Here is a 21,352-nt window from a genome sequence, read left to right on the forward strand (position 1 = left end):
ACGTCTGCGTTGAGCGACCGACACGCCTTGCCTTGAAGGGGGAGAGGGATTCCGACGAATCCCTATTAATCCCAAAATCGGACGCCTGACACCACCTTGAACGTGTGCGAATCAGCGCCGTGGTCGCAAAATCCAGTGCAAAATCAGGATTTAACGAGCCGGGCCGCGAAAAATCCGTCGAGACCGCCGAGCTTGGGATCGGCGTTCGGCAGATGGCTGGGCAGGGTGCGCAGATCGCCCTCCGGCGTGAGGATTTCGTCCAGGCCCGCGACCTCCGACGCCGTGATCGGGACGCGGCGAAGCGCAGGCTCGGCCGCCAGCAGCGTTGCCACGGCCTGCTCGCCCTCTTCGGGTTCCAGCGAGCATGTGCAGTAGATCAGCGTCCCGCCCGGCTTGAGCAGCGACACCGATTTTCGCAGCAGTTTTTGCTGGAGCGCGGTCAGGGCGGCGATGTCGGATTCCTGCCGCAGCCAGGCCACGTCTGGATGGCGGCGGATCGTGCCGGTCGAGGTGCAGGGCGCATCGATCAGGATACCGTCGAAGCCCTCGGCGGGACCGGCCCATTCGACGGCGTCAGCGACGACGGTCTCGGCCTGGAGCGACAGCCGCGCCAGGTTTTCGCGCAGTCGCGCCACCCGGGCCGGCGAGCGGTCGATCGCCGTGACATGCGCGCCAGCCAGCGCCAGTTGCGCGGTCTTGCCGCCGGGGGCGGCGCAGAGATCCGCGATGGACTTGCCCTTGACGTCGCCGAACAGCCGGGCCGGCAGCGCGGCGGCGGCGTCCTGCACCCACCATTGTCCCTCGGTGAAGCCTGGCAGCATGGTCACCGCGCCGTGCAGCAGCATCCGCACCGTCCCGGTCGGCAGCGTCTCGCCGTGCAGGCGGCTCGCCCATTGCGCGGGATCCGACTTCACGGTGAGATCGAGCGAGGGCTCGTGGCCGAGCGCCAGCGCCATCTCGCGTGCGGTCGCCTCGCCATAATGCGCGCTCCAGCGCGCGAGCAACCACGGCGGTAGGTCGAGCGATTGCGTGGCGACCTCCTCGACCAGCGCCTTGCCCTCGCGCGCGCAGCGGCGCAGCACGGCGTTGACGAGGCCGGCATAGCGCGCGGCGCGCCGGTCGGATTGCACCAGGCGTACGGAGAGGTCGACGGCCGCGTGATCCGGCACGTCCATCCAGAGGATCTGCGCCGCACCGATCAGCAGTGCGCTCTGTGCGCGCGGCGCTTCGGAGGGAATGCCCTTGTCGAGCAGGCGCGACAGCACGTGGCCGAGCGTGCCGAGCCGGCGCAGCACGGTGGCGACCAGACGCCGCATCAGTGCGCGGTCGCGGTCGGCCAGCGTCTTCAGTCCGGGATGGGCGCCGCCGCCGTCGAGCTGATCGTCGAGCGTGCGGTGCTTGTGCAGCACGCCGTCGACGATATCGGCGGCGATCCGACGTGCCGCAAGGCCTGGCACTTCGGACGGAGGGGCAAAACGTTGAGATGGCATGCGGAAGCAAGGTTCTGAGCGAGCGGCAGTTCCGCCGCAATGGGCGCATGCCTTGAGAAAGCGATCTCTGGCACGCGAATATGCCAAATGTAAGAATCACTTCCGGCTTTTTCAGCCCTCCGGGCCTGATTTCAGGAATGCGTTATTGCCCGTCGCAATGGGGCGCGTCCTGCGCTAGAAGACCGGACGATGAGTGACCAGCCTCCCGTCCCCGATCGCAAGCAGCTGTCGCCGGCCGCCCAGCGCGCGCTGGCCGAAGCCGAGGCACGCCGGCAGGCTGCCGCCGCGGAGGCCAACGGCGAGGCCAAGGCGAAGGAGCTGCAGGGACCGAAGGGACCCGAGCCGACCCGCTACGGCGACTGGGAGCGCAAGGGCATCGCCTCCGACTTCTGAGCCGTTCCGACTTCTGAGCCGTTGCCGATCCCGCCGATCGTGCCTGCCTCCGGACGCTACAGATAGTGATTGTCGCGGAGGTAACGGATGATGCGATCGCAGGCCGCGTCGGTCGACAGCTCCGAGGTGTCGATGGTGATCTCCGGCGCTTGCGGCCTCTCATAGGGATCGTCGATGCCGGTGAACGCCGGTATCTCGCCTGCCCGTGCCTTGCGATAGAGTCCCTTGGGATCGCGGCGTTCGCATTCGGCGAGCGGGGTCGCGACGTGGATCTCGATGAATTCGCCCGCCTCGACCCGCTGGCGTGCCAGCTCGCGCTCGCTGCGGAACGGCGAGATCAGCGCGACCAGCGCGATCATGCCGGCGTCGACGAACAGCGCGGCGATCTCCGCGGCACGCCGGACGTTCTCCGCCCTGTCCGCGCTGGAGAAGCCGAGATCGTGGTTGATGCCGTGGCGAAGGTTGTCGCCGTCGAGCAGCGCGGCGTGGCGGCCGAGCTCGGCAAGCCTGCGGTCGACGAGATCGGCGATCGTCGATTTGCCGGCACCGCTCAGCCCCGTGAACCAGAGCACGCAGGGCCGTTGCTGCTTCAGCCGCGCCCGCACCGATTTGTCCACGGCCAGCCGCTGCCAATGAATGTTGGTGGCGCGGCGGAGCGAAAGGTCGATCATTCCCGCGGCGGCCGTGCGGTGGCTGATCGGATCGATGAGAATGAAGCTGCCCATGTCGCGGTTGTCGCGATAGGCCTCGAACACCAATGGACGGTCGAGGTTGAGATGGGCGTAGCCGATCTCGTTGGCACCGAGCGTCTCGGCGCTTTCCTGCGCCATGGTGTCGATGGCGATGCGGTGCTTGAGCGTCGTGATCACCGCTCCGGTCGAGGCCGCGCCGCATTTCAGCAAATAGCGCCGGCCCGAGACCATAGCCTCGTCGTCGAACCAGACGAGATGGGCGGCCAACTGGTCCGAGACCTGCGGCGCGGCTCCCGCCGTCAGCACGTCGCCGCGGCTGACGTCGATCTCGTCGGCCAATGTGAGCGTGACCGATTCGCCCGCCGCCGCGCGCTCGCGCTCGCCACCGGGCGTGAGAATGTGCGCGACGCGCGTCTGACGGCCCGAGGGCTGCACCGCGACCGTCTCGCCGGTCGCAATCGTTCCGCTGGCGATCCGCCCGCAGAAGCCGCGGAATTCGGCGTTCGGCCGGTTGACCCATTGCACCGGCAGCCGGAACGGCTGCTGCGAGACCGCGCCGGAGACGTCAACCGATTCCAGATGGGCCGTGACGGTCGGGCCGCTGTACCAGGGCATCCGCGCGCTCGGCGCGACGATGTTGTCCCCGTCGGGCGCGACGATCGGAATGCACTGGACCTGCGAGATTCCGAGCTGTCCGGCCATGGTGAGATATTCGGCGGTGATGGCCGCAAAGCGATCCCCGTCGAATCCGATCAGGTCCATCTTGTTCACGGCGAGCACGACGTGACGGATACCCAGCAGCGACAGGATGTGGCTATGGCGCCGCGTCTGCGTGATCACGCCCTTGCGGGCGTCGACCAGCACCACGGCGAGCTCGGCGTTGGATGCACCGGTGGCCATGTTGCGCGTGTACTGCGCATGGCCTGGCGTGTCGGCGACGATGAAGCGGCGCAGCTTGGTGGCAAAGAAGCGGTAGGCCACGTCGATGGTGATGCCCTGCTCGCGTTCGGCCTGCAAGCCGTCGACCAGCAGCGCGAAATCGAGATCGCCGCCGGTGGTGCCGACGGTCTTGCTCTCGGACGCCAGCGCGTCGAGCTGGTCGTCGAGCAGTGTCTTCGAATCGTAGAGCAGTCGGCCGACCAGCGTGCTCTTGCCGTCGTCGACGCTGCCGCAAGTGACGAAACGCAGCGTCGGGCGGTCGTCCTGATCCAGCCGCGGCGCACCGGAGGCGGCGATCGTGGGGGCCTCGTGATAGGACATCAGAAATAGCCTTCCGCTTTCTTGCGCTCCATCGATGCCGGGCTGTCCCGGTCGATCATGCGTCCTTGCCGCTCGGAGGTGCGTGAGGCCGTCATCTCCCGCACGATCTCGGGCAGGGTTGCCGCCGTCGAGATCGTGGCACCGCTGAGCGGATAGCAGCCCAGGGTCCGAAACCGGACCGAGCGCCATTGCGGCTGTTCGCCTGCAAGCAGCGGCATCCGTTCGTCGTCCACCATGATCAACGCGCCGTCGCGCTCGACCACCGGACGCGAGGCCGCCAGATAGAGCGGAACGATCGGGATGTCTTCGAGCAGGATGTAGTCCCAGACGTCGAGCTCGGTCCAGTTCGACAGCGGAAACACCCGCATGCTCTCGCCGGGCGCAAGCATCGTGTTGTACAGGCTCCACAGCTCGGGCCGCTGGTTCTTCGGATCCCAGCGATGCGCCGCGCTCCGGTGCGAGAACACGCGCTCCTTGGCGCGCGACTTCTCCTCGTCGCGCCGTGCGCCCCCGATCGCGGCGTCGAAGCCGTGAAAGTCGAGCGCCTGCCGCAACGCCTGCGTCTTCATGACGTCGGTGTAGCGGGCCGAGCCGTGGGTGAAGGGGTCGATCCCCTCCCGCAATCCGTCGTTGTTGGTATGGACGATCAGATCGACGCCGAGCTCGCGCGCGCGGCGGTCGCGGAACGCGATCATCTCGCGAAACTTCCAGGTCGTGTCGACGTGCAGCAGCGGAAACGGCGGCTTGCCGGGATGAAACGCCTTCATCGCCAGATGCAGCAGCACCGACGAGTCCTTGCCGATGGAATACAGCATGACCGGCTTGCGGAACTCGGCCGCTGTCTCCCGGAGGATATGGATGCTCTCCGCCTCCAGGCGGCGGAGATGGCTGGCAGCGTGACGCTGCTCGCCGCCCGTTCTTTCAGCGAAGGCGGGTTCGGCGGTCGTGGGGCACTCCAGCATGCTGATCACGCGGCCTCAGCGAACCAGTCGCCGAACAGGTCCGCGGAGATTGCGGCATTGAGGCCGAGATCGCGAACGCATGCCGCGACCGAGGCTCGATAGGCGTCATTGACGCCGCAGCGCTCCAGAATTTCCAGCTGGGCTTCGCTCACCGAGGCCGTCGCGCGGCGCTGATAGCGATAGGCGCTGTCGGACGTGTGCAGATTGGGCACCTTGTAGATCGTCGCTTCGCTCGGAAAGATGACGCGTGCGTTGTTCGCTTGAACGTCCCCCGGTTCCCGCCATGACGTCACGGCATGCTCGGTGAAGCTGCTCGAAAGGCCGAGGCGATCGAACAAGACGCGCACCGAGGATAGAGCCTCCTTGCTCACCTCGTAGACGTAGTGGGTGACGGGAACGCCCTGTTGCCGGGCGTAGCTTGCGACGCGGGCCGCGCTGAGCGCGGCGACGACGTAGTGCCGCAGCAACGTATCTGCGGGCGCGCGCGAGATCAGCTTCTCGAGCCATGACGCCAGCGAACTCGCAGGCTCACGATCGAGCATGATGAGATGCAGGCGGTGCCGCGGATAGCCCGCGTCGATCAGGAGCTGCAACGGATTGAAAAAGCTCTCGGCGAGCACGTAGGGCCCGATCGTTTCCTTGCTGAAGATGTGCGGCTCGTCGGTCGCCGAGGGGATGACCCAGGGCGTCAGCGGACGGCCGACCAGCGCCTCGCGCAGGATCGCTTTCAGCGGTTGATAATATGAGGGCATGCCGGTCATGCCGAACAGATTGCTGAGAGCAGTCGATCCGACCCTGGCCTTGCCGCATGCGAAATAGAGCATCGGAAAGTCTTGCGCGGAGCGATGCTGGAAATGTCCGGCGAGGCAGTCCGTCACTTCGCGCATCAACGTCGCGAGGGTGACGGTTCTGGTCTGGAATTCGCCCACTGGCGACAACGGCATGGTGTCGAGGGAATGATGCTGCTGCCGAACGAGATCGGCCATTCGTTCGAGCGAATCGGCTGTTGCGTCGATGTTCATGTTGGGGGACCCACACGGCTGGGAGTTCCACGAGCAATTGCTCGTGGGTTCTTATCCAACCTACAGTTGCTGACGGTGCCTAACAATTCCGGGCAATCCCGGAGGCGCGATCTCTATGCGACGAGCATCGGAGATATGTTGCCGCTTTGCGGATTCATGCCGCGCGCACCGTGTTGAGGAACTTCTCCACCTCGGTCTTCAACAGGGCACTTTCGCTGGAGAGCGAACGCGCCGATGTCAACACCTGTCCCGACGCCGCGCCGGTGGCGCTCGCGCCGTGACTGACCTGGGCGATCTTGTCCGCGACTTCCACGGTTCCCTTGGCGGCCTCGCTGACGTTTCGCGCAATCTCGGCCGTGGCCGCACCCTGCTCCTCGATCGTCGCAGCAATGGTCGTCGAAATATCGGAGATGCGGGCGATGGTCGCGCCGATCTCCTTGATTGCGCCGACGGAGTCCTCCGTAGCCGATTGCATGCCGGCGATCTGCGCGCTGATTTCCTCGGTCGCTCGCGCCGTCTGCGCCGCAAGCGCTTTGACCTCGCTCGCCACGACTGCAAAGCCGCGGCCGGATTCGCCGGCGCGCGCCGCCTCGATCGTTGCGTTCAACGCCAGGAGATTGGTCTGCTCGGCGATCGCCGTAATCAATTTGACGACGTCGCCAATTCGGCCGGCCGCCTTGAGCAGTTCATTGATCCGGATGTCGGTGCGCTCGGCCTGCTTGACCGCTTCGCCGGCGATGCGGCTGGAATCGTGGACCTGGCGGCTGATCTCGACGACCGACGTGCTCATTTCTTCGGCGGCCGACGCTACGGCTCCGACATTGGTCGACGCTTCCTCCGAAGCGGCCGCGACCATCCCGGAGAGCTGCTGAGTCTCTTCCGCGGTTCCCGACAGCGTGCCGGCGGCAGCCTCGAGCTGTTGGGAGGCTGCCGACACGGAGCCGATGATGCCACCCACGGCGGCTTCGAACACGCCGGCCAGCTTGGTCATCTCCTCCTTACGCTGAGCAGCGGCTGCAGCTTCCAGATTCTTCTGCTCGGCTTCCATCTGCTCGATGCGAATCAGATTTTCCTTGAAGGTCTGAGCCGCGCGAGCGTTGTCGCCGACTTCATCGCCACGGCGCGTGTAGGGGATCTCGACCGCCTTGTTGCCGCTGGCGAGCTGGAGGAGCACGTCGCCGATACGCCGGATCGGCCGGGCGATGTTCAACACGGAGAACACTGCGGACCCGATCAACGTGAGAACGACGAATACGCCGACGATCAATGCGAAATTGGCGACGCGATCCAGTTCGGCGAGCATCTCGCCCTTGCGGCGCGCGGCGAATTCGTTGGCAACGCCAACCAGATCGTCGATACGTTTGCCGACTTCGAGCGCTGCCGGACGCATAAGCTCGGCGAGAATGCTTGCCCTCGCCGCTTCGGCTGCAGTCCTGGCGCTGCCGGCGGCGCTGATGACGGTCTTTTGCGCGACGGCCAGTTCAATGCCGCTGGCCAGATACGCATCGACAAATTTCTTGGTCTCACGATAGGCGTCCTGGGTGACCTTCCGGGTCGCCCGCTCCGTCGCGGCATCGATTTCCGCACCGGCTTCGCTTGCTCGTGCGCGGAGATTCTCCAGGAGCTTGTCGACCTCTCCGGCCGTCGCAGCGGAACCGATCTCGAGAGCTGCGAGCTGCGCCCGCGCCATCGCGGTCTGCGTCGCCTGGGCATTGCCCTTGTTGAGATAGTTGATCGTGACCAGGCGATTGGATTCAGCAATCGACCGGTTCCCGAGCATCTGGTTGGTCAGCATGCCGCAGACCAGCACGATGCTCACGCCCGTCACGATGCCGAGCTTCGTTCCAATGCGAAATCTGAAAGACCTCACCGCAATCTCCTCGCGTTACCCGTAACACGTATTCGCAACCAATGATTGAGATTTGGGTAATATTCGCGGATCTCCAGTAGAACTACGGCTGACGTAGTGGGGACCGGAACTTTCTTGCAGAGGTTGTTGCCGGTTCTGGCCTGCTGCAGCCCCGCTTGTGAGTTCCCCGACTCAGTCTTAGCGTGAGTTGATGCGTTTCCCCGATCGTCCCAGTTCCTATCGGCCACAGTTCAGCGGTTCGCCGTTCGGTCGGCACTTCTCCGGATTGTTGCCGTGGATGTTCGTGGTGGGCATCGTGCTGGCCGTCGTGCTGACGTTCCGCCATGGAACGGACTGGCTTGTTCCGCGGAGCGATGGCGACCGCACCGGGGATGCCGAGATCGTTCTCCGGCAGGCGGGCCATCCCGATGTCCGCGAGCCCGTAGACGTCGTTCGCACCATCGACGGCGATACGTTTCTGGCGCGTGTTCGTCAGCGCGACGGCCGCGATCTCGTCGTGCGCGTCCGGCTGCGCGGCATTGATGCGCCCGAGCTGAAGGCGTCCTGCCAGGAGGAGCTGGACAAGGCGGAAGCAGCGGCCCGTGCGTTGCGCGGTCTGCTTGGCCAGGGCGGTGTGACCATCACCAATCTCGGCCCCGACAAATACGGCCGCGTGCTCGCCGACGTCGCGACCCGGCGGACGGCGAACGTCTCGGCGGCGCTGCTCGCCGGCGGTTTTGCGCGAAGCTACAATGGCGGACATCGCGACGGCTGGTGCGCACGCGGCTGGCGCTTCTGGTAACAAAAAGGCCGCGTCCGGAGACGCGGCCCTTTGCTGTCGCGGCTGATCGCGGGATCAGCGCGTCACGATCACCGTCGTGCCGACGGAGACGCGGCCGTAGAGATCGGTGATGTCGTCGTTGAGCATGCGGATGCAGCCATAGGACACGAAGCCGCCGATCGAACCCGGCACGTTGGTGCCATGGATGGCATATTCGCCGCCGGCGAGAGTCATCGCCGCGACGCCCATCGGGTTGCGCGGCGAGCCGCCCGGAATCATGTCGGGAATGTTGGGCTTGTCACGCTTGACCTCGGCCGGCGGTGCCCAGGCCGGGTTGCGATACTTCCCGTCGATCTTCGTCGTACCGGCCCACTGCTTGCCGGCCTTGCCAACGCCGACCGGATAACGCACGGCTTGGCCGTTACCGACGATGAGATAGAGCCGTCGCTCGCTGGTTTTGACCACAATGGTGCCGGGCGAATAGTCAGCCAGATGCGTCCCGACCATTTCCGGCCGCGCCTCTGCTGCATTCGACATCAAGACGCCAGCCCCGATGGTGGCGGCCATCGCCACCGCAATCCTCATCGACATCGATCTCCCCCTTGCCCCAAAACGGATCGTCCAGAATGACGCAGAACCCGGCAATCGCCGCCGCGCCAAGTCCTTGTGAGGGACATTCTTAACCGCGCCCGTTAACCGGATGGTTTCCACGCGCGGCCTCCGAAGGCCGGTCAGCAGGGGGAACAAAGGAAATGTTCGAAATAAAGTAAATGACCTGAAAACAACACTCGGCGGGAAAGATGCGGGCGCCGTGCGGCGCGCGCTGACAAGCGCGTGAGGATGTGAACGGCTGTTGTTTTGGGGAGCGCGTTGGAGGGTGATGCACTCTCGTGTCCCGGACGCGCTGCAGCGCCAAGGCGCATGCTGCGCGGAGCCAGGACCCAGCAGGCCGCACGTTCCCTCGTCAGATGGGCCCCGGCTCAGCAGCGCACCGCCAAAGAGGCGCTGCGCTGCGTCCGGGGCACGAGAGCCTGCCTTACGCCGGTCTACGATTCTGTCGGTTCTTGACGAGATCGTCGACCACGGCGGGATCGGCCAGGGTCGAGGTGTCGCCCAGGCTGCCCGGCTCGTCCTCGGCGATCTTGCGCAGGATGCGGCGCATGATCTTGCCGGAGCGGGTCTTGGGCAGGCCCGGCGCGAACTGGATCTGGTCGGGCGAGGCGATCGGGCCGATCTCCTTGCGCACCCAGGTCACGAGCTCCTTGCGCAGATCCTCGGTCGGCTCGATGCCGGCCATCAGGGTGACATAGGCGTAGATGCCCTGGCCCTTGATGTCGTGCGGGAAGCCGACCACCGCGGCCTCCGAGACCTTCTCATGTGCGACCAGTGCGCTCTCGACTTCCGCGGTGCCCATGCGATGGCCGGAGACGTTGATGACGTCATCGACGCGGCCGGTGATCCAGTAATAGCCGTCGGCGTCGCGTCGGCAGCCGTCGCCCGTAAAATACTTGCCCTTGTAGGTCGAGAAATAGGTCTGCTCGAAGCGGGCATGGTCGCCATAGACGGTGCGCATCTGGCCGGGCCAGGAGCGGGTGAGGCAGAGATTGCCCGACGTTTCGCCCTCCAGCACCTTGCCGTCGGCGTCGACAATCTCGGGGACCACGCCGAAGAACGGCTGCGTCGCCGAGCCCGGCTTCAGCTTGGTCGCGCCCGGCAGCGGCGTGATCAGGATGCCGCCGGTCTCGGTCTGCCACCAGGTGTCGACGATCGGGCAGCGGTCGTCGCCGACGACGCGGTGATACCACTCCCAGGCTTCCGGGTTGATCGGCTCGCCGACCGAGCCGAGCAGGCGGAGCGAGGCGCGCGAGGTCTTCTTCACCGGCTCGTCGCCCGACTGCATCAAGGCGCGGATCGCGGTCGGCGCGGTGTAGAAGATGTTGACCTTGTGCTTGTCGATGACGTTCCAGAACCTGGAATTATCAGGGTAATTCGGCACGCCCTCGAACATCAGCGTGGTCGCGCCGTTCGCCAGCGGCCCGTACAGGATGTAGCTGTGACCGGTGACCCAGCCGACATCGGCGGTACACCAGTAGATGTCGCCATCATGATAATCGAAGACGTATTGATGCGTCATCGAGGCGAACACGAGATAGCCGGCGGAGGTGTGCAGCACGCCCTTGGGCTGGCCGGTCGAGCCTGAGGTGTAGAGGATGAACAGCGGGTCCTCGGCGTGCATGTGCTCGACCGGGCATTCCGTCGTCACCATGGCCGCCGCCTCGTGATACCAGAGGTCGCGCGTCGGGTTCATGTCGACCTTGCCGCCGGTGCGCTTGACGACGACGACCCAGTCGACGCCATCGGTCTTGGCCAGCGCCGCGTCGACATTGGCCTTCAGCGGCACTTTCTTGCCGCCGCGCAGGCCTTCGTCCGCGGTGATGATGACCTTGGATTTACAGTCATTGATGCGCTGGGCGAGTGAGTCCGGCGAGAAGCCCGCGAATACCACGGAGTGAACAGCGCCGATGCGTGCACAGGCGAGCATCGCATAGGCCGCTTCCGGAATCATCGGCAGGTAGATGGTGACGCGGTCACCCTTCTTGACGTTACGGGTGCGCAGGATGTTGGCCATCCGGCAGACCTCGTCGTGCAGCTCCTGATAGGTGATGTGCTTGGACTGCGAGGGATCGTCGCCTTCCCAGATGATCGCGGTCTGGTTGCCGCGCTTGGCGAGATGCCGGTCGATGCAATTGTAGGCGACGTTGAGGATGCCGTCCTCGAACCATTTGATCGAGATGTTGCCGGGCGCGAACGAAACGTTCTCGATTTTCGTGGGCGCGTGCATCCAGTCGATGCGCTTGGCCTGCTCCGCCCAGAAACCGTTGGGGTCCGAGATCGAGCGAGCGTACATCTCCTGGTACTTGGCCTGGTCGACCCAGGCGCGCTTCGCCCACTCCGCGGGGACGTCGTAGATCTTCTCGGACATGCTTTCCCTCCACATACGGCAGGCCGAACGCTAGCGACTGGCGAGCCGACTTGATCATTGACTGATTATGCGTCGGGCTAACCGGGCCCGACAAGGAGCACAAGCTGGACCTTCGGCGGGCCGCCGACCATGCGGAGGATCAAGGCCACCTGCTGCGATTGTCGCAGATCTGAAACAGGCCCGTGGGCGGCTTTCACTGAGTTTACTCAGACCATGGAGCAAGCCTGCGCAGAGCCTCCATGCATTCCGGGAGGTATTTAGAAACCGCCTGTCACTGATTCGGGACTCGCAATACGGTTCGGAACACCCTAAATGGCCAACCCGGGTCCGAAGAGACCCCTTGGAACAAAAATCAGAACAGCGGCATTGACCGGTAACAGACAGGGCTAAGGCATAAGACTATGATGGATCAGCAGAATCTCGGGACGATACGGCCCGCTTCGGCCGATCCTGCTGCCATTGCGCTGGCCAAAGCCCTCGGACAGTGGCCGAAACCGACCGGTTTCAGGCGTCCCAGCCCCAAAAAGACCTACGACACCGCGCCCGCGACGGTCGAGGCGCTCGCCAAGGAGCTTGGCCTGCGGCTCGGCGACCAGAATGAGCTGACCATCCGCCGCATCAAGCGCGGCAAGGGCTATTCCTTCGTCCGTCCCAACGGCGCGCACATCCGCGACGCCCGCACCATCCGCCGGCTGCATTCCATGGCGGTGCCGCCGGCCTATCGCGAGGTGCGCTACTCGGCCGATCCGAGCTCGCATCTTCAGGCCGTGGGCCGGGATGCGGCGGGCCGGCTGCAATATCGCTATCACGCCGATTGGGAGAAGGTCCGCGAGCATCGCAAGGCGCATCGCCTGGAGAAGCTCGTCGGCGCGCTGCCAAAGATCCGGCGCAAGGTTTCGGCGTTCCTGTCGGGCGACGAGCCGACGCGTGAATTCGCGCTCTCGGCCGTGATCGAGCTGATCGCGCGCACCGCGATCCGCCCCGGCAACGAATCCTACGCCCGCCTCAACGGCACGCGCGGCGCGACCACGCTCTTGAAGTCCAACGTCACGCTGGAAGACGATTGCTTCGTGCTGACCTTCAAGGCCAAGGGCGGCAAGGCGGTACGCAAGGAGTGCGACGCGGCCAAGCTCGTGCGCGCCATCGGTATTCTGCAGGGCGTCCCCGGCAAGCGCATGTTCCAGTATCGCGATGCCTACGGCATCGTGCGCGCTGTCAGCACCACGCAGGTGAATGCGTTCCTGCGCGAGATCGCCGGCATCAAGATCTCGCTGAAGGATTTTCGTACGCTGATGGCCTCGGCCGTCGTCGTGGAATCGCTGTCGCGGATCACGCCGGCGACCAGCCAGCGCGGCCGCAAGAAGCAGGTGCTCGACGCGATCCGCGCCGCCGCCGACAAGCTCTCGAACACGCCGGCGATCTGCCGCAAGAGCTATGTCCACGACACCATCGTCACCGCCTTCGAGGACGGAATCCTCGAACGTTTTGCGGCGACCATGAAGGGCCAGCGCTCGCAGGCAAGGCGCGAGCAACTGCTGGCGCAGGTCGTCGCGACCGCGGCGGTGTAACGGGCCAAGGCAGCGCCGGAGGATGGGCAAAGGCGCTTAGCGCCGTGCCCACCTCTCCAACCGCAGGATGGTGGGCGCGCGACGCTCTGCCGACCCCACAGAGCTACGGCTTGGTCGAGACGCCGTTATCGGGACCAGCATCGCCGCCCGCGGCTGCGATCGTCAGCCGACCCAGATAATGCCCCCACCCCGTCGCGTGCGCCGCGGCCTGCGCTTCGCTCGGCAGGCCGCTATGGGTCATGCGCAGCAGCGTGCCGCCATCGCGTTCGATCAGGTCGATCTCGATCAGGCTGGAGCCCGGCGGCACTTCCTGGCCGCCCTCCCAGCCGAACGTGTAGGCCAGACGGTGCACCGGCACGACCTCGCGGAAAGCACCGCGGGCGACGCCGCCGCGCGGGCCGACGCCCCTCAGCAGATAGAGCCCGCCGGGATGCGGCTCCGTGGTCGCGTCGGATCCCATCCAGCTCAAGATCTTTTCGGGGTCGGTCAGGTAAGCGAAAACGGTCGCGCGTGGCGCTGCGATATGGGTCTCGCGTCGCACGATGAACGGTTCAGTCATGGGCCATCATCCCTTCGCTGACATCACGACATGGCGGCGCCCGGGCGGCCCGTCAAGGATTGCCCGTGACAAACCCGGCCCGCCTTCGTCATGATCGGACCATGCAGCTCTCGCCGACGCTCGCCTGGCTTGTCGATGTCGCCTCGGACAGTGCCGGGGCCGACCGCCTGCTCGCGGAACTCGGCGCTCATCTGATGGCCGACGGCGTGCCGCTCGCGGCGGGCGCCCTGACGCTGGAAGTGCCGCATCCGCTGATCGCGAAGCGAACTTGGCTGTGGCGTGCCGACAGCGGCCAGGTGATCGAAGCGCTCGGCTTCGCGCCGGGCGGGCTCGCACCGGATCCGCCGAACGATGCCGGTCGCCGCTGGTTACGCGACATCGCGCGCGGCGAGGTGCACGAAGACGCCGTCGGACGGCCCGACGGCCCGCTGCTCGGCTGGATCGGGCCGCGGCCGTTCACCGCAGATGAAATCGGGCAATTGCGTCAGGCCGCGCGTTTTGCTGCAACGCCCCTCGCCGTGCTCGCCGCGCGCGCCACGTTGCGGGCGACGCTGGATGCCTATCTCGGCAAGCGCAGCGCCGAGCGGGTGCTGGCGGCACCCCTGCGGCGCGATCTCGGCGAGACCATTCAGGCCGCGCTGCTCTATGCGGATTTGCGCAATTTCACGACGTTGTCGGACACCTCACCGCCTGGAGAGGTCATTGCCGCGCTCGACGCCTGGTTCGATCGCATCGCCGGCGCCGTTCACGCTTTCGGCGGCGAGGTGCTGAAATTCATCGGCGACGGCGTGCTGGCGATCTTTCCTGTGGTCGAGGCGTCGCCGCGACGGGCCTGCGAGGCCGCTTTGCGTGCGGCAGGTGCCGCCGAGGCCGGGATGGCCTATCTCAACGCCGAGCGCGGCGCCAAGGGCCTGCCGCCGCTGGCATTCGGTGCCGCGCTGCATCTCGGTGAGATGCTCTGGGGCAATATCGGCGCGGCCAATCGGCTCGATTTCACCGCGATCGGTCCCGCCGTCAATCTTGCCAGCCGCCTCGAGGGATTGTGCAAGGCGTTGGGAAGAACCGTGCTGGTATCGGGCGCGCTCGCCGCCGAGACGGACATGCCGCTGGTCGCGCTCGGATCGCATTCGCTGCGCGGCATCGCCGCGCCGTGCGAGGTGTTCGCTTTGCCGTGAGGTGAGAGACTACATCCCGCCCATCTTGCAGACGAGCTTCCACTCCTCCGCCGTCACCGGCTGCACCGAGAGGCGCGAATACTTCACCAGCGCCATGTCGGCGAGCTTCTTGTCGGCCTTGATCGCGGCCATCGTCACCGGAGTCTTCAAGGGCTTGTCGGCCTTGATGTCGACGCAGACGAATTTTTCGGTCTTGTCGGTCGGATCCGGATAGGCTTCCTTGATGATCTCCGCGATGCCGACGATCTCCTTGCCTTCGTTGGAATGATAGAAGAACGCCTTGTCGCCCTTCTTCATGGCGACGAGGTGCTGGCGCGCGGTGTAGTTGCGCACGCCGGTCCAGGCCTCGCCCTTGGCGCCCTTCGCCACCTGCTGGTCCCAGGACCACACCGACGGTTCGGATTTCACCAGCCAGTACGCCATATCTATTCCTCTGACTTGAAGGGGCGCGTCAGCAGCCCCGAGATCGCGGCGTCGATCGTGCTCCGGCCGCTCAGGATCGACGCGACCGCTTCTGATACCGGCATCTCGATGTTTTGCGAAGCTGCGAGTTCGACCAGCACCGGCGCAGTGAATTCGCCCTCGGCAAGCTTGCCGGCGGGCGGCTGCTCGCCGCGGCCGAGTGCGAGTCCGAGGGCGAAGTTGCGTGATTGCGGGCTCGAGCAGGTCAGAATGAGATCACCGAGGCCGGACAGGCCCGTCAGCGTCTCGCCGCGCGCGCCGAGCGCGCGACCGAGACGCGTCAGCTCGGCAAAGCCACGCGTCGTCAGCGCGGCCTGGGCGGAGGCGCCGAGCTTGCGCCCGACCGCGATCCCGACCGCAATCGCCAGCACGTTCTTGGCAGCGCCGCCGATCTCGACGCCGCGAATGTCGGTGGAGTGGTAAGGACGGAATGTCGGCGAGCCCAACGCTTGCACGAGCGCGCTCGCCAACGTCTCGTCGCCTGCCGCCAACGTCACCGCCGTCGGCAGACCGCGCGCGACGTCGTCGGCAAAGCTCGGGCCCGACAGGATAGCCGGCAGCGCGCTCGGCGCGGCTTCCGCGATCACGTCGGTCATGAATTTGTGGGTGCCGTGCTCGATGCCCTTGGCGCAGGCAATGACCGGTGCCGGTCGTACCAGATGCGACGCCAGCATGTTGACGGCGCCGCGGACATGCTGCGCCGGCGCTGCGATCAGCAGCATGTCCGCGCGCGACGCCTCGGCGAGATCGCTCGTGACAATGATCTCGGGCGGGATTCGGACGCCGGGCAGCCGCGGGTTGTCGCGCGTCGAGGCGATCCGCGCGGCATGTTCGGCATTACGTGCCCACAGCGTCACGGCGCGCCCCGCCCGCGCGGCCACGGTCGCCAGCGCCGTGCCCCAGGCACCCGCGCCGATCACCGCGACGGATTTGAACGCAGACATTTTAATATCCCGCCCGCGTCTTGCCGTAGCCTGCCGGCGCCGTTGCGTTGGCATCGAGCAGCCAGCGCGCCCGCGGTTGTGCATCCATCGTGTCGGTCATGCCGAGCGCGAGGCGCTCGGCGCCAGCCCAGGCGATCATCGCGCCGTTGTCGGTGCAGAGCTCGGGCGGCGGCATGATCAATTGTGTCCCGGCCTGCTTTGCGACGTCGTCGAGGGCGCCGCGGATCGCCTGATTGGCGGCGACGCCGCCGGCGGCGACGAGGGCGCGGGGCGCGCCGAACCGCTCGCGGAAGAGTTTTAGGCCGACACTCAACCGGTCCGCCGTCGATTCGAGCACGGCAGCCTGGAAGCTCGCGCAGAGATCGCTGATGTCCTGCGGTGTGATCTCGGCGAGCCGGCTCGCCTCGGTGCGCACCGCCGTCTTCAATCCCGACAGCGAGAAATTGGCGTCGGGTCTGCCCTGCATCGGACGCGGAAGAGCGAAGCGAGCGGCGTCGCCGCTTGCGGCCGCGCGCTCGACCTGCGGCCCGCCGGGATAAGGCAGGCCCAGCATCTTCGCGACCTTGTCGAAGGCCTCGCCGATCGCGTCGTCGACGGTGGTGCCGAGCCGCACATATTGTCCGACGCCGGTGACCGCGACGATCTGGGTGTGGCCGCCGGAGGCGAGAAACAGGCAATAGGGAAATTCGATTGCATCGGTGAGGCGCGGCGTCAGCGCATGCGCCTCCAGATGGTTCACTGCGACCAGCGGCGTGTCGTGCACCATCGCGATCGCCTTCGCGGTGGTGAGTCCGACGATGACGCCGCCGATCAGGCCCGGCCCCGCGGCGGCCGCGACACCGCCGAGCTGGCTGAAGCCGATTCCGGCCTCGCGCATGGCGCGATCGACGATACCGTCGAGCAGGTCGACATGGGCACGGGCGGCGATCTCCGGCACCACGCCGCCGAAGCGGGCGTGCTCCTCGATCTGCGACCGCACGATATTGGACAGGATCTTGCCGCTGCCGTCGGACGCGCGCTCGATCACGGCCGCGGCGGTCTCGTCGCAGGTGGTTTCGATGCCGAGTACCAGCATTGGCGAATTGTTATCCAATTTGCGCCCTTGCGCTCATCCGTAAAGCAGAGTTCTGGTACGTCCGGTAGCATTCCGGGGCCGGATAGCGCAATCGGTCATGCGTCACCGCCAATTGGTTCGGGAACACCAGCGATGTCCATTCTTGTCACACGGCCGCATCCCGACAATGAAGCGACGGCGGAAAGTCTGCGCGCGCGCGGGCACGAGGTGCTGCTTGCGCCGGCGCTCAAGTTCGAGCCGGTCGCCTTTCACGACGAAGGTGAAGCTCCCTACGGTGCCATCCTCGTCACGTCGGCCAACGCGATCCGTGCCGTCGCGCCACAATTGCGGGACCCTGGTCTCCTGGAGCTGCCGCTGTTCGCGGTCGGCGAACATACGGCCGCTGCGGCGCGCGACGCCGGCTTTGTCCGGGTGATCGTCGCCGGTGGCGATGCCGCCTCCTTGCGCGACAAGGTGATGCAGAGCGCCCGCGACAAGGTGCTGAAGAAAAAGAGCACGCTGCTGTATCTCGCGGGCGCGGATCTGTCGCGCGACCTCGGCGGCGAGCTCGACGCGGAGGGCTTTTCCGTGGTCACGCAGACGACCTATCGGATGATTCCGGTCAAGCATCTGCCCCGCGCGGTCTGCGAGGGCTTTGCCGCTCACGGGGTCGAGGCGGTGCTGCACTACTCCCGGCGCAGCGCCCGGGCGTTCCTGGATGCGGCCAGGGACGAAGGCGTCGAAATCTCGGCGCTCGCCATACCACATTGCTGCTTGTCCGCGACGGTCGCGAGCGTGCTGCGCGACGCTGGCGCGTCACAGGTCCTGGTGGCGGAGACGCCGGATGAAAACGCCCTGTTTGGCACCTTGGAGCGTGCTTTGCGCACCCGTTTGGCGTAAGAGGTCGGGTCCGAATCCGACGCAATCTGATCTACCCAGGTATGGAAGTGTGAGGAACCGTCACGATGGCCGACGACAAGCCTGAAGACGCAGGATTGGCGCCCGACAGCGGTCGTGCCAAGCGCATTCCGCCCACCATTGATCTTGAAGCCACCGAAGTCTCGACCCAGCCACAGGAGACGGCGGTTGAGCCGGAGGCCGCGCCGGCGCCGGAACAGGCTGCGCCCGAGCAGGCAAATTCCGACAAGGTTGACGCAGAGCCGGAGCCCGTCGAAGCGCAGGCTCCCGTGTCGTCGGTTTCGCCCTGGGTCATTGCGCCGCTCTCCGGCGCTGTCGCAGCAACGGTGGTCATCGCGGTCGGCTGGATGCTGGGTTGGCCCGCCGTGCAGGCACCGCCGGCGGCGCCGCAAGTCACCACGGCGACGGTCGATGCGCTGAGCGGCCGTGTTGCGGCGGTCGAAGCCAGGGCCGGCAAGCCTGTCCCCGATCCGGCTATGGCGGCGCGGATCGACGCGCTGGAGAAGTCCGCAAACAGCTTGCGCAGCGACGTCGCCAATCTACGTACGCAGTTCGACAAGACCGCGAACGCGCTGAACGACACGAAGTCGAGCCCCGCCGCGGCCGCGCCCGATCTTGCCGCGCTCAACGAGCGCATCGCGCAGCTCGAGCGCGCCAGCAAGACGGAGCGGGCCGAGCTCGCGCAACAGGGCGAGAAGATCGCCGATGCAAAAGCCAGGGATGACAAGCCGCTGCGCTTCGTGGTGGCCGCGGCGCTGCTCGACGTCGCCGTTCGCCATGGCGATCCCTACCAGTCGCAGCTGTCCGCGGCGCGCACGCTTGCCGCCAAGCCTGACATGCTCAAGCCGCTCGACACGTTTGCATCGTCGGGCATCCCGACGCCGGTCGCGCTGAGCCGCGAGCTGCTCACCATCGTGCCGAAACTGTCGCCGCCGGCGGAAGCCCCGGCCGCGAGTGCCGGCATCGTCGAGCGCCTTCAGGCAGGCGCGTCAAAACTGGTCCGCATCGAACGCACTGACGGCGTGGGCAACGACCGTGGCGCGATCGTGGCACGCGTCACGGCGGCCGCGCTGCGCAATGATTTCGTGGAAGCGCGGCGCGAGCTCAAGGCGCTGCCCGAGGCCGATCGCGCACCGGCACAGGCCTGGCTCGACAAGGCCGATGCCCGCGACGCCGCGCTCGCCGCCTCACGCAAATTCGCCGACGATGCGATGGCGGATCTCGCCAAATCTGCTCAATAAAGGTTCGCGCAACAATCAGCGCGTATAGGGATCGTCATGCTTCGCATCGTCCTCTTCCTCGTCCTGATTGCGCTGGCGGCGGCCGGCGCGGCCTGGGTTGCCGACCAGCCCGGCGAAGTGGTCTTGACCTGGGGCCCCTGGCGCGCCTCGCCGACCATTCCAGCGTTCGTGCTGCTTCTCGGCGTCTTCGCCGTCGCGGTCGTCCTGCTCTGGAGCATCCTGACGACGATTTGGCGTATGCCGGGGCGTCTGCGGCGGCGCCGCCACGACAAGCGCCACGCGAAGGGCCGCCACGCCATCACGCACGGCCTGCTCGCGATCGGCCATGGCGACACCGCGCTGGCCCGCCGTCACGCCGAGGCTGCGCGGCGGCACGCGCCGAACGATCCGCTTGCGCTGCTGCTGCACGCGCAGTCGGCGCAGCTCGAAGGCAATCGCGATGAGGCGCAGCGCGCCTTCCGCGCCATGGCCGAGCGCGAGGACACGCGGCTGCTCGGGCTGCGCGGCCTGTTCATCGAGGCGCAGCGTGCCGACGATGCGGTCGGCGCGGTGATGATCGCGGAGGAAGCGATCAAGCTGTCGCCGTCCTCGACCTGGGCCTCGCATGCGGTGCTCGGCTTCCGCTGCGCGCGCGGCGATTGGAGCGGCGCGCTCGCGATCCTCGATTCGAATTTGTCCGCAGGCCTGATCGACAAGCCGGCCTATCGCCGCCAGCGCGGCGTGCTGCTCACGGCGCGCGCGCTGGAATTGGAAACCATGGACCGCGACGTCGCGCGCGAGAGCGTGATGGAAGCGATCAAGCTCGCGCCGACCCTGGTGCCGGCTGCGGTGCTCGCCGCGAAATTCGAGAGCGAGGCGCATCAGGTGCGCCGCGCTATGAAGCTGGTCGAGGCCGCTTGGCTCGCCAATCCGCACCCCGATCTCGCCGATGCTTACGCCCATGTGAAGCTCGGTGATTCCGCGCGCCAGCGCCTGCAGCGGGTCGAGACGCTCGCGGCCAAGACGCCCGCCGACAAGTCAGGCCATGTCGAGGGCCAGCTCGCGATCGCGCGTGCCGCGATCGACGCCTCCGAATTCGCCCGCGCACGCGAGGTGCTGGCGCCCTACGTCAATGACCCGACCCAGCGCGTTGCGCTGCTGATGGCCGAGATCGAGCGCGCCGAACACGGCGATAGCGGCCGCGCCCGCGCCTGGACCTTGCGCGCGGTGCGCGCCCGTCACGATCCCGCCTGGACTGCGGACGGTTACGTCAGCGACCGCTGGCGCCCGGTCTCCCCGGTCACCGGCCGGCTCGATGCGTTCCAGTGGCAGACGCCGGTCGCCAGCCTGCCCTCGGACAAAGGCACCACGATCGAATCCTCGGCCTTCGAGGAGGCCATGCTGGCGGCCCCGCCGCCGAAGCGCGTGACGGTGGCTCCCAGCGAAAGCCCGGCGGAACCGGCAGCAGTCGAGCCCGAGCCAGCCCCCGTGCCGGCCGCCCAGGACAATTCGCCTCCGAACGCCAAAGAAGAGCCGGCCGCAGTGGCCGCCGCCGAACCGGTCCAGCCGGCTCCCGAGCCCGCCGAATCATCGCCGCCGGCGGCGACACCGGTGTTCCGGACCCGCGCCGATCTCGGCAAACCCGCGCCGGCGCCGATTCCCGCGGTCGTCCCGATCGTCCGGGCTCCCGACGATCCCGGGATCGACGACGAGGGTCCGAGCGATGAATTTACGGAACAAATCGGCACGCCCAAGGCCCAGGCCGGCGGCTGGCGCGGATTCTGGTCCCGCTGGGGCGCGTGAGCCGCATTTCGAAGCCGGCTTGTCCTTGCCAATTCGGGCCATGCCCGATATCAGGAGCGCGCGTATCGGGGCCGGCATCGCCCGGGCCCCGGCAGGGTTCGCCGCAATAGCTCAGTCGGTAGAGCACGTCATTCGTAATGACGGGGTCGGGGGTTCGAATCCCTCTTGCGGCACCAGCGCCTCGGTTCATCCCGGTCCTTCCAACCAGCGCCAGCGC

At 66.6% G+C, this 21,352-nt stretch carries 18 protein-coding genes and 1 tRNA gene; 8 read left to right on the forward strand and 11 right to left on the reverse strand.

Annotated features, from left to right (window positions below):
* Positions 1-143: 143 nt before the first annotated feature.
* A complete protein-coding gene (locus tag AC0WRY_RS01275; RefSeq protein WP_211415165.1) occupies positions 144-1,490 on the reverse strand; it encodes an RsmB/NOP family class I SAM-dependent RNA methyltransferase in 1,347 nt (448 codons plus the stop codon).
* 189 nt (positions 1,491-1,679) lie between these two features.
* Between AC0WRY_RS01275 and AC0WRY_RS01280 the strand changes: the two genes are divergently transcribed.
* Positions 1,680-1,883 carry a DUF1674 domain-containing protein gene (locus AC0WRY_RS01280; protein WP_194405318.1) on the forward strand — a complete coding sequence of 68 codons (204 nt, stop codon included), beginning with the start codon at positions 1,680-1,682 and terminating at the stop codon, positions 1,881-1,883.
* Positions 1,884-1,939: 56 nt separating this feature from the next.
* Here the strand turns inward: AC0WRY_RS01280 and cysN are convergent, their stop codons facing one another.
* The 4 genes from cysN to AC0WRY_RS01300 form a co-directional block, all read right to left on the reverse strand.
* The gene (cysN, locus tag AC0WRY_RS01285; RefSeq protein ID WP_491122566.1) at positions 1,940-3,835 is read right to left on the reverse strand and encodes a sulfate adenylyltransferase subunit CysN; all 1,896 of its coding nucleotides are present in this window, start codon (positions 3,833-3,835) and stop codon (positions 1,940-1,942) included.
* Positions 3,835-4,797 carry a sulfate adenylyltransferase subunit CysD gene (gene cysD, locus AC0WRY_RS01290; protein WP_194405320.1) on the reverse strand — a complete coding sequence of 321 codons (963 nt, stop codon included), beginning with the start codon at positions 4,795-4,797 and terminating at the stop codon, positions 3,835-3,837. Before cysD ends, cysN begins: the two co-directional genes overlap by 1 nt.
* A gap of 5 nt (positions 4,798-4,802) precedes the next feature.
* A complete protein-coding gene (locus AC0WRY_RS01295; protein ID WP_194405321.1) occupies positions 4,803-5,819 on the reverse strand; it encodes a sulfotransferase family protein in 1,017 nt (338 codons plus the stop codon).
* Between the two features lie 154 nt (positions 5,820-5,973).
* Positions 5,974-7,689 (reverse strand): methyl-accepting chemotaxis protein, encoded by a 1,716-nt coding sequence (locus AC0WRY_RS01300; RefSeq protein ID WP_491122567.1) that lies wholly within the window; start codon positions 7,687-7,689, stop codon positions 5,974-5,976.
* Between the two features lie 190 nt (positions 7,690-7,879).
* On the opposite strand from AC0WRY_RS01300, the gene AC0WRY_RS01305 reads away from it, so the two are divergent.
* Positions 7,880-8,470, forward strand: a complete 591-nt coding sequence (locus tag AC0WRY_RS01305) for a thermonuclease family protein (RefSeq protein WP_194405323.1) — start codon at positions 7,880-7,882, stop codon at positions 8,468-8,470.
* A 54-nt stretch (positions 8,471-8,524) separates the two neighbouring features.
* Here the strand turns inward: AC0WRY_RS01305 and AC0WRY_RS01310 are convergent, their stop codons facing one another.
* Positions 8,525-9,040: a L,D-transpeptidase gene (locus tag AC0WRY_RS01310; protein ID WP_194405324.1), complete on the reverse strand. Its 516-nt coding sequence runs from the start codon at positions 9,038-9,040 to the stop codon at positions 8,525-8,527.
* Between the two features lie 445 nt (positions 9,041-9,485).
* The gene (acs, locus tag AC0WRY_RS01315) at positions 9,486-11,432 is read right to left on the reverse strand and encodes an acetate--CoA ligase (RefSeq protein WP_194405325.1); all 1,947 of its coding nucleotides are present in this window, start codon (positions 11,430-11,432) and stop codon (positions 9,486-9,488) included.
* 401 nt (positions 11,433-11,833) lie between these two features.
* On the opposite strand from acs, the gene AC0WRY_RS01320 reads away from it, so the two are divergent.
* A complete protein-coding gene (locus tag AC0WRY_RS01320; protein WP_194405326.1) occupies positions 11,834-13,000 on the forward strand; it encodes a DNA topoisomerase IB in 1,167 nt (388 codons plus the stop codon).
* Between the two features lie 103 nt (positions 13,001-13,103).
* Here AC0WRY_RS01320 and AC0WRY_RS01325 read toward each other — a convergent pair whose 3' ends face one another.
* Positions 13,104-13,559: an SRPBCC family protein gene (locus AC0WRY_RS01325; RefSeq protein ID WP_194405327.1), complete on the reverse strand. Its 456-nt coding sequence runs from the start codon at positions 13,557-13,559 to the stop codon at positions 13,104-13,106.
* 101 nt (positions 13,560-13,660) lie between these two features.
* Here AC0WRY_RS01325 and AC0WRY_RS01330 point away from each other — a divergent pair, with 101 nt between their 5' ends.
* Positions 13,661-14,734 (forward strand): adenylate/guanylate cyclase domain-containing protein, encoded by a 1,074-nt coding sequence (locus tag AC0WRY_RS01330; RefSeq protein ID WP_194405328.1) that lies wholly within the window; start codon positions 13,661-13,663, stop codon positions 14,732-14,734.
* Between the two features lie 9 nt (positions 14,735-14,743).
* Here the strand turns inward: AC0WRY_RS01330 and AC0WRY_RS01335 are convergent, their stop codons facing one another.
* From AC0WRY_RS01335 to tsaD, 3 genes are read right to left on the reverse strand one after another with little or no spacing between them, the layout of a single operon-like run.
* Positions 14,744-15,157 (reverse strand): EVE domain-containing protein, encoded by a 414-nt coding sequence (locus AC0WRY_RS01335; protein WP_194405329.1) that lies wholly within the window; start codon positions 15,155-15,157, stop codon positions 14,744-14,746.
* Positions 15,158-15,159: 2 nt separating this feature from the next.
* Positions 15,160-16,140: an NAD(P)H-dependent glycerol-3-phosphate dehydrogenase gene (locus AC0WRY_RS01340; protein ID WP_194405330.1), complete on the reverse strand. Its 981-nt coding sequence runs from the start codon at positions 16,138-16,140 to the stop codon at positions 15,160-15,162.
* A gap of 1 nt (position 16,141) precedes the next feature.
* The gene (tsaD, locus tag AC0WRY_RS01345; RefSeq protein ID WP_194405331.1) at positions 16,142-17,215 is read right to left on the reverse strand and encodes a tRNA (adenosine(37)-N6)-threonylcarbamoyltransferase complex transferase subunit TsaD; all 1,074 of its coding nucleotides are present in this window, start codon (positions 17,213-17,215) and stop codon (positions 16,142-16,144) included.
* A 132-nt stretch (positions 17,216-17,347) separates the two neighbouring features.
* On the opposite strand from tsaD, the gene AC0WRY_RS01350 reads away from it, so the two are divergent.
* The 4 genes from AC0WRY_RS01350 (at position 17,348) to AC0WRY_RS01365 (ending at position 21,311) form a co-directional block, all read left to right on the forward strand.
* Positions 17,348-18,094: a uroporphyrinogen-III synthase gene (locus AC0WRY_RS01350; RefSeq protein WP_194405332.1), complete on the forward strand. Its 747-nt coding sequence runs from the start codon at positions 17,348-17,350 to the stop codon at positions 18,092-18,094.
* 65 nt (positions 18,095-18,159) lie between these two features.
* Positions 18,160-19,353, forward strand: coding sequence for a COG4223 family protein (locus tag AC0WRY_RS01355; RefSeq protein WP_194405333.1), 1,194 nt, complete (start codon positions 18,160-18,162; stop codon positions 19,351-19,353).
* A gap of 36 nt (positions 19,354-19,389) precedes the next feature.
* Complete coding sequence (locus tag AC0WRY_RS01360) at positions 19,390-21,135, forward strand: heme biosynthesis protein HemY (RefSeq protein ID WP_194405334.1); 1,746 nt, start codon at positions 19,390-19,392, stop codon at positions 21,133-21,135.
* A gap of 100 nt (positions 21,136-21,235) precedes the next feature.
* Positions 21,236-21,311 (forward strand) — tRNA-Thr (locus tag AC0WRY_RS01365).
* Positions 21,312-21,352: the final 41 nt, after the last annotated feature.

The organism is Bradyrhizobium sp. T-12, from assembly GCF_058314695.1.

Bases quoted from the DNA above. Each gene is read 5' to 3' on its own strand.
- AC0WRY_RS01275 (WP_211415165.1), bottom strand. From the start codon at position 1,490: ATGCCATCTCAACGTTTTGCCCCTCCGTCCGAAGTGCCAGGCCTTGCG.
- AC0WRY_RS01280 (WP_194405318.1), top strand. From the start codon at position 1,680: ATGAGTGACCAGCCTCCCGTCCCCGATCGCAAGCAGCTGTCGCCGGCC.
- cysN (WP_491122566.1), bottom strand. From the start codon at position 3,835: ATGTCCTATCACGAGGCCCCCACGATCGCCGCCTCCGGTGCGCCGCGG.
- cysD (WP_194405320.1), bottom strand. From the start codon at position 4,797: ATGCTGGAGTGCCCCACGACCGCCGAACCCGCCTTCGCTGAAAGAACG.
- AC0WRY_RS01295 (WP_194405321.1), bottom strand. From the start codon at position 5,819: ATGAACATCGACGCAACAGCCGATTCGCTCGAACGAATGGCCGATCTC.
- AC0WRY_RS01305 (WP_194405323.1), top strand. From the start codon at position 7,880: ATGCGTTTCCCCGATCGTCCCAGTTCCTATCGGCCACAGTTCAGCGGT.
- AC0WRY_RS01310 (WP_194405324.1), bottom strand. From the start codon at position 9,040: ATGTCGATGAGGATTGCGGTGGCGATGGCCGCCACCATCGGGGCTGGC.
- acs (WP_194405325.1), bottom strand. From the start codon at position 11,432: ATGTCCGAGAAGATCTACGACGTCCCCGCGGAGTGGGCGAAGCGCGCC.
- AC0WRY_RS01320 (WP_194405326.1), top strand. From the start codon at position 11,834: ATGATGGATCAGCAGAATCTCGGGACGATACGGCCCGCTTCGGCCGAT.
- AC0WRY_RS01325 (WP_194405327.1), bottom strand. From the start codon at position 13,559: ATGACTGAACCGTTCATCGTGCGACGCGAGACCCATATCGCAGCGCCA.
- AC0WRY_RS01330 (WP_194405328.1), top strand. From the start codon at position 13,661: ATGCAGCTCTCGCCGACGCTCGCCTGGCTTGTCGATGTCGCCTCGGAC.
- AC0WRY_RS01335 (WP_194405329.1), bottom strand. From the start codon at position 15,157: ATGGCGTACTGGCTGGTGAAATCCGAACCGTCGGTGTGGTCCTGGGAC.
- AC0WRY_RS01340 (WP_194405330.1), bottom strand. From the start codon at position 16,140: ATGTCTGCGTTCAAATCCGTCGCGGTGATCGGCGCGGGTGCCTGGGGC.
- tsaD (WP_194405331.1), bottom strand. From the start codon at position 17,215: ATGCTGGTACTCGGCATCGAAACCACCTGCGACGAGACCGCCGCGGCC.
- AC0WRY_RS01350 (WP_194405332.1), top strand. From the start codon at position 17,348: ATGTCCATTCTTGTCACACGGCCGCATCCCGACAATGAAGCGACGGCG.
- AC0WRY_RS01355 (WP_194405333.1), top strand. From the start codon at position 18,160: ATGGCCGACGACAAGCCTGAAGACGCAGGATTGGCGCCCGACAGCGGT.
- AC0WRY_RS01360 (WP_194405334.1), top strand. From the start codon at position 19,390: ATGCTTCGCATCGTCCTCTTCCTCGTCCTGATTGCGCTGGCGGCGGCC.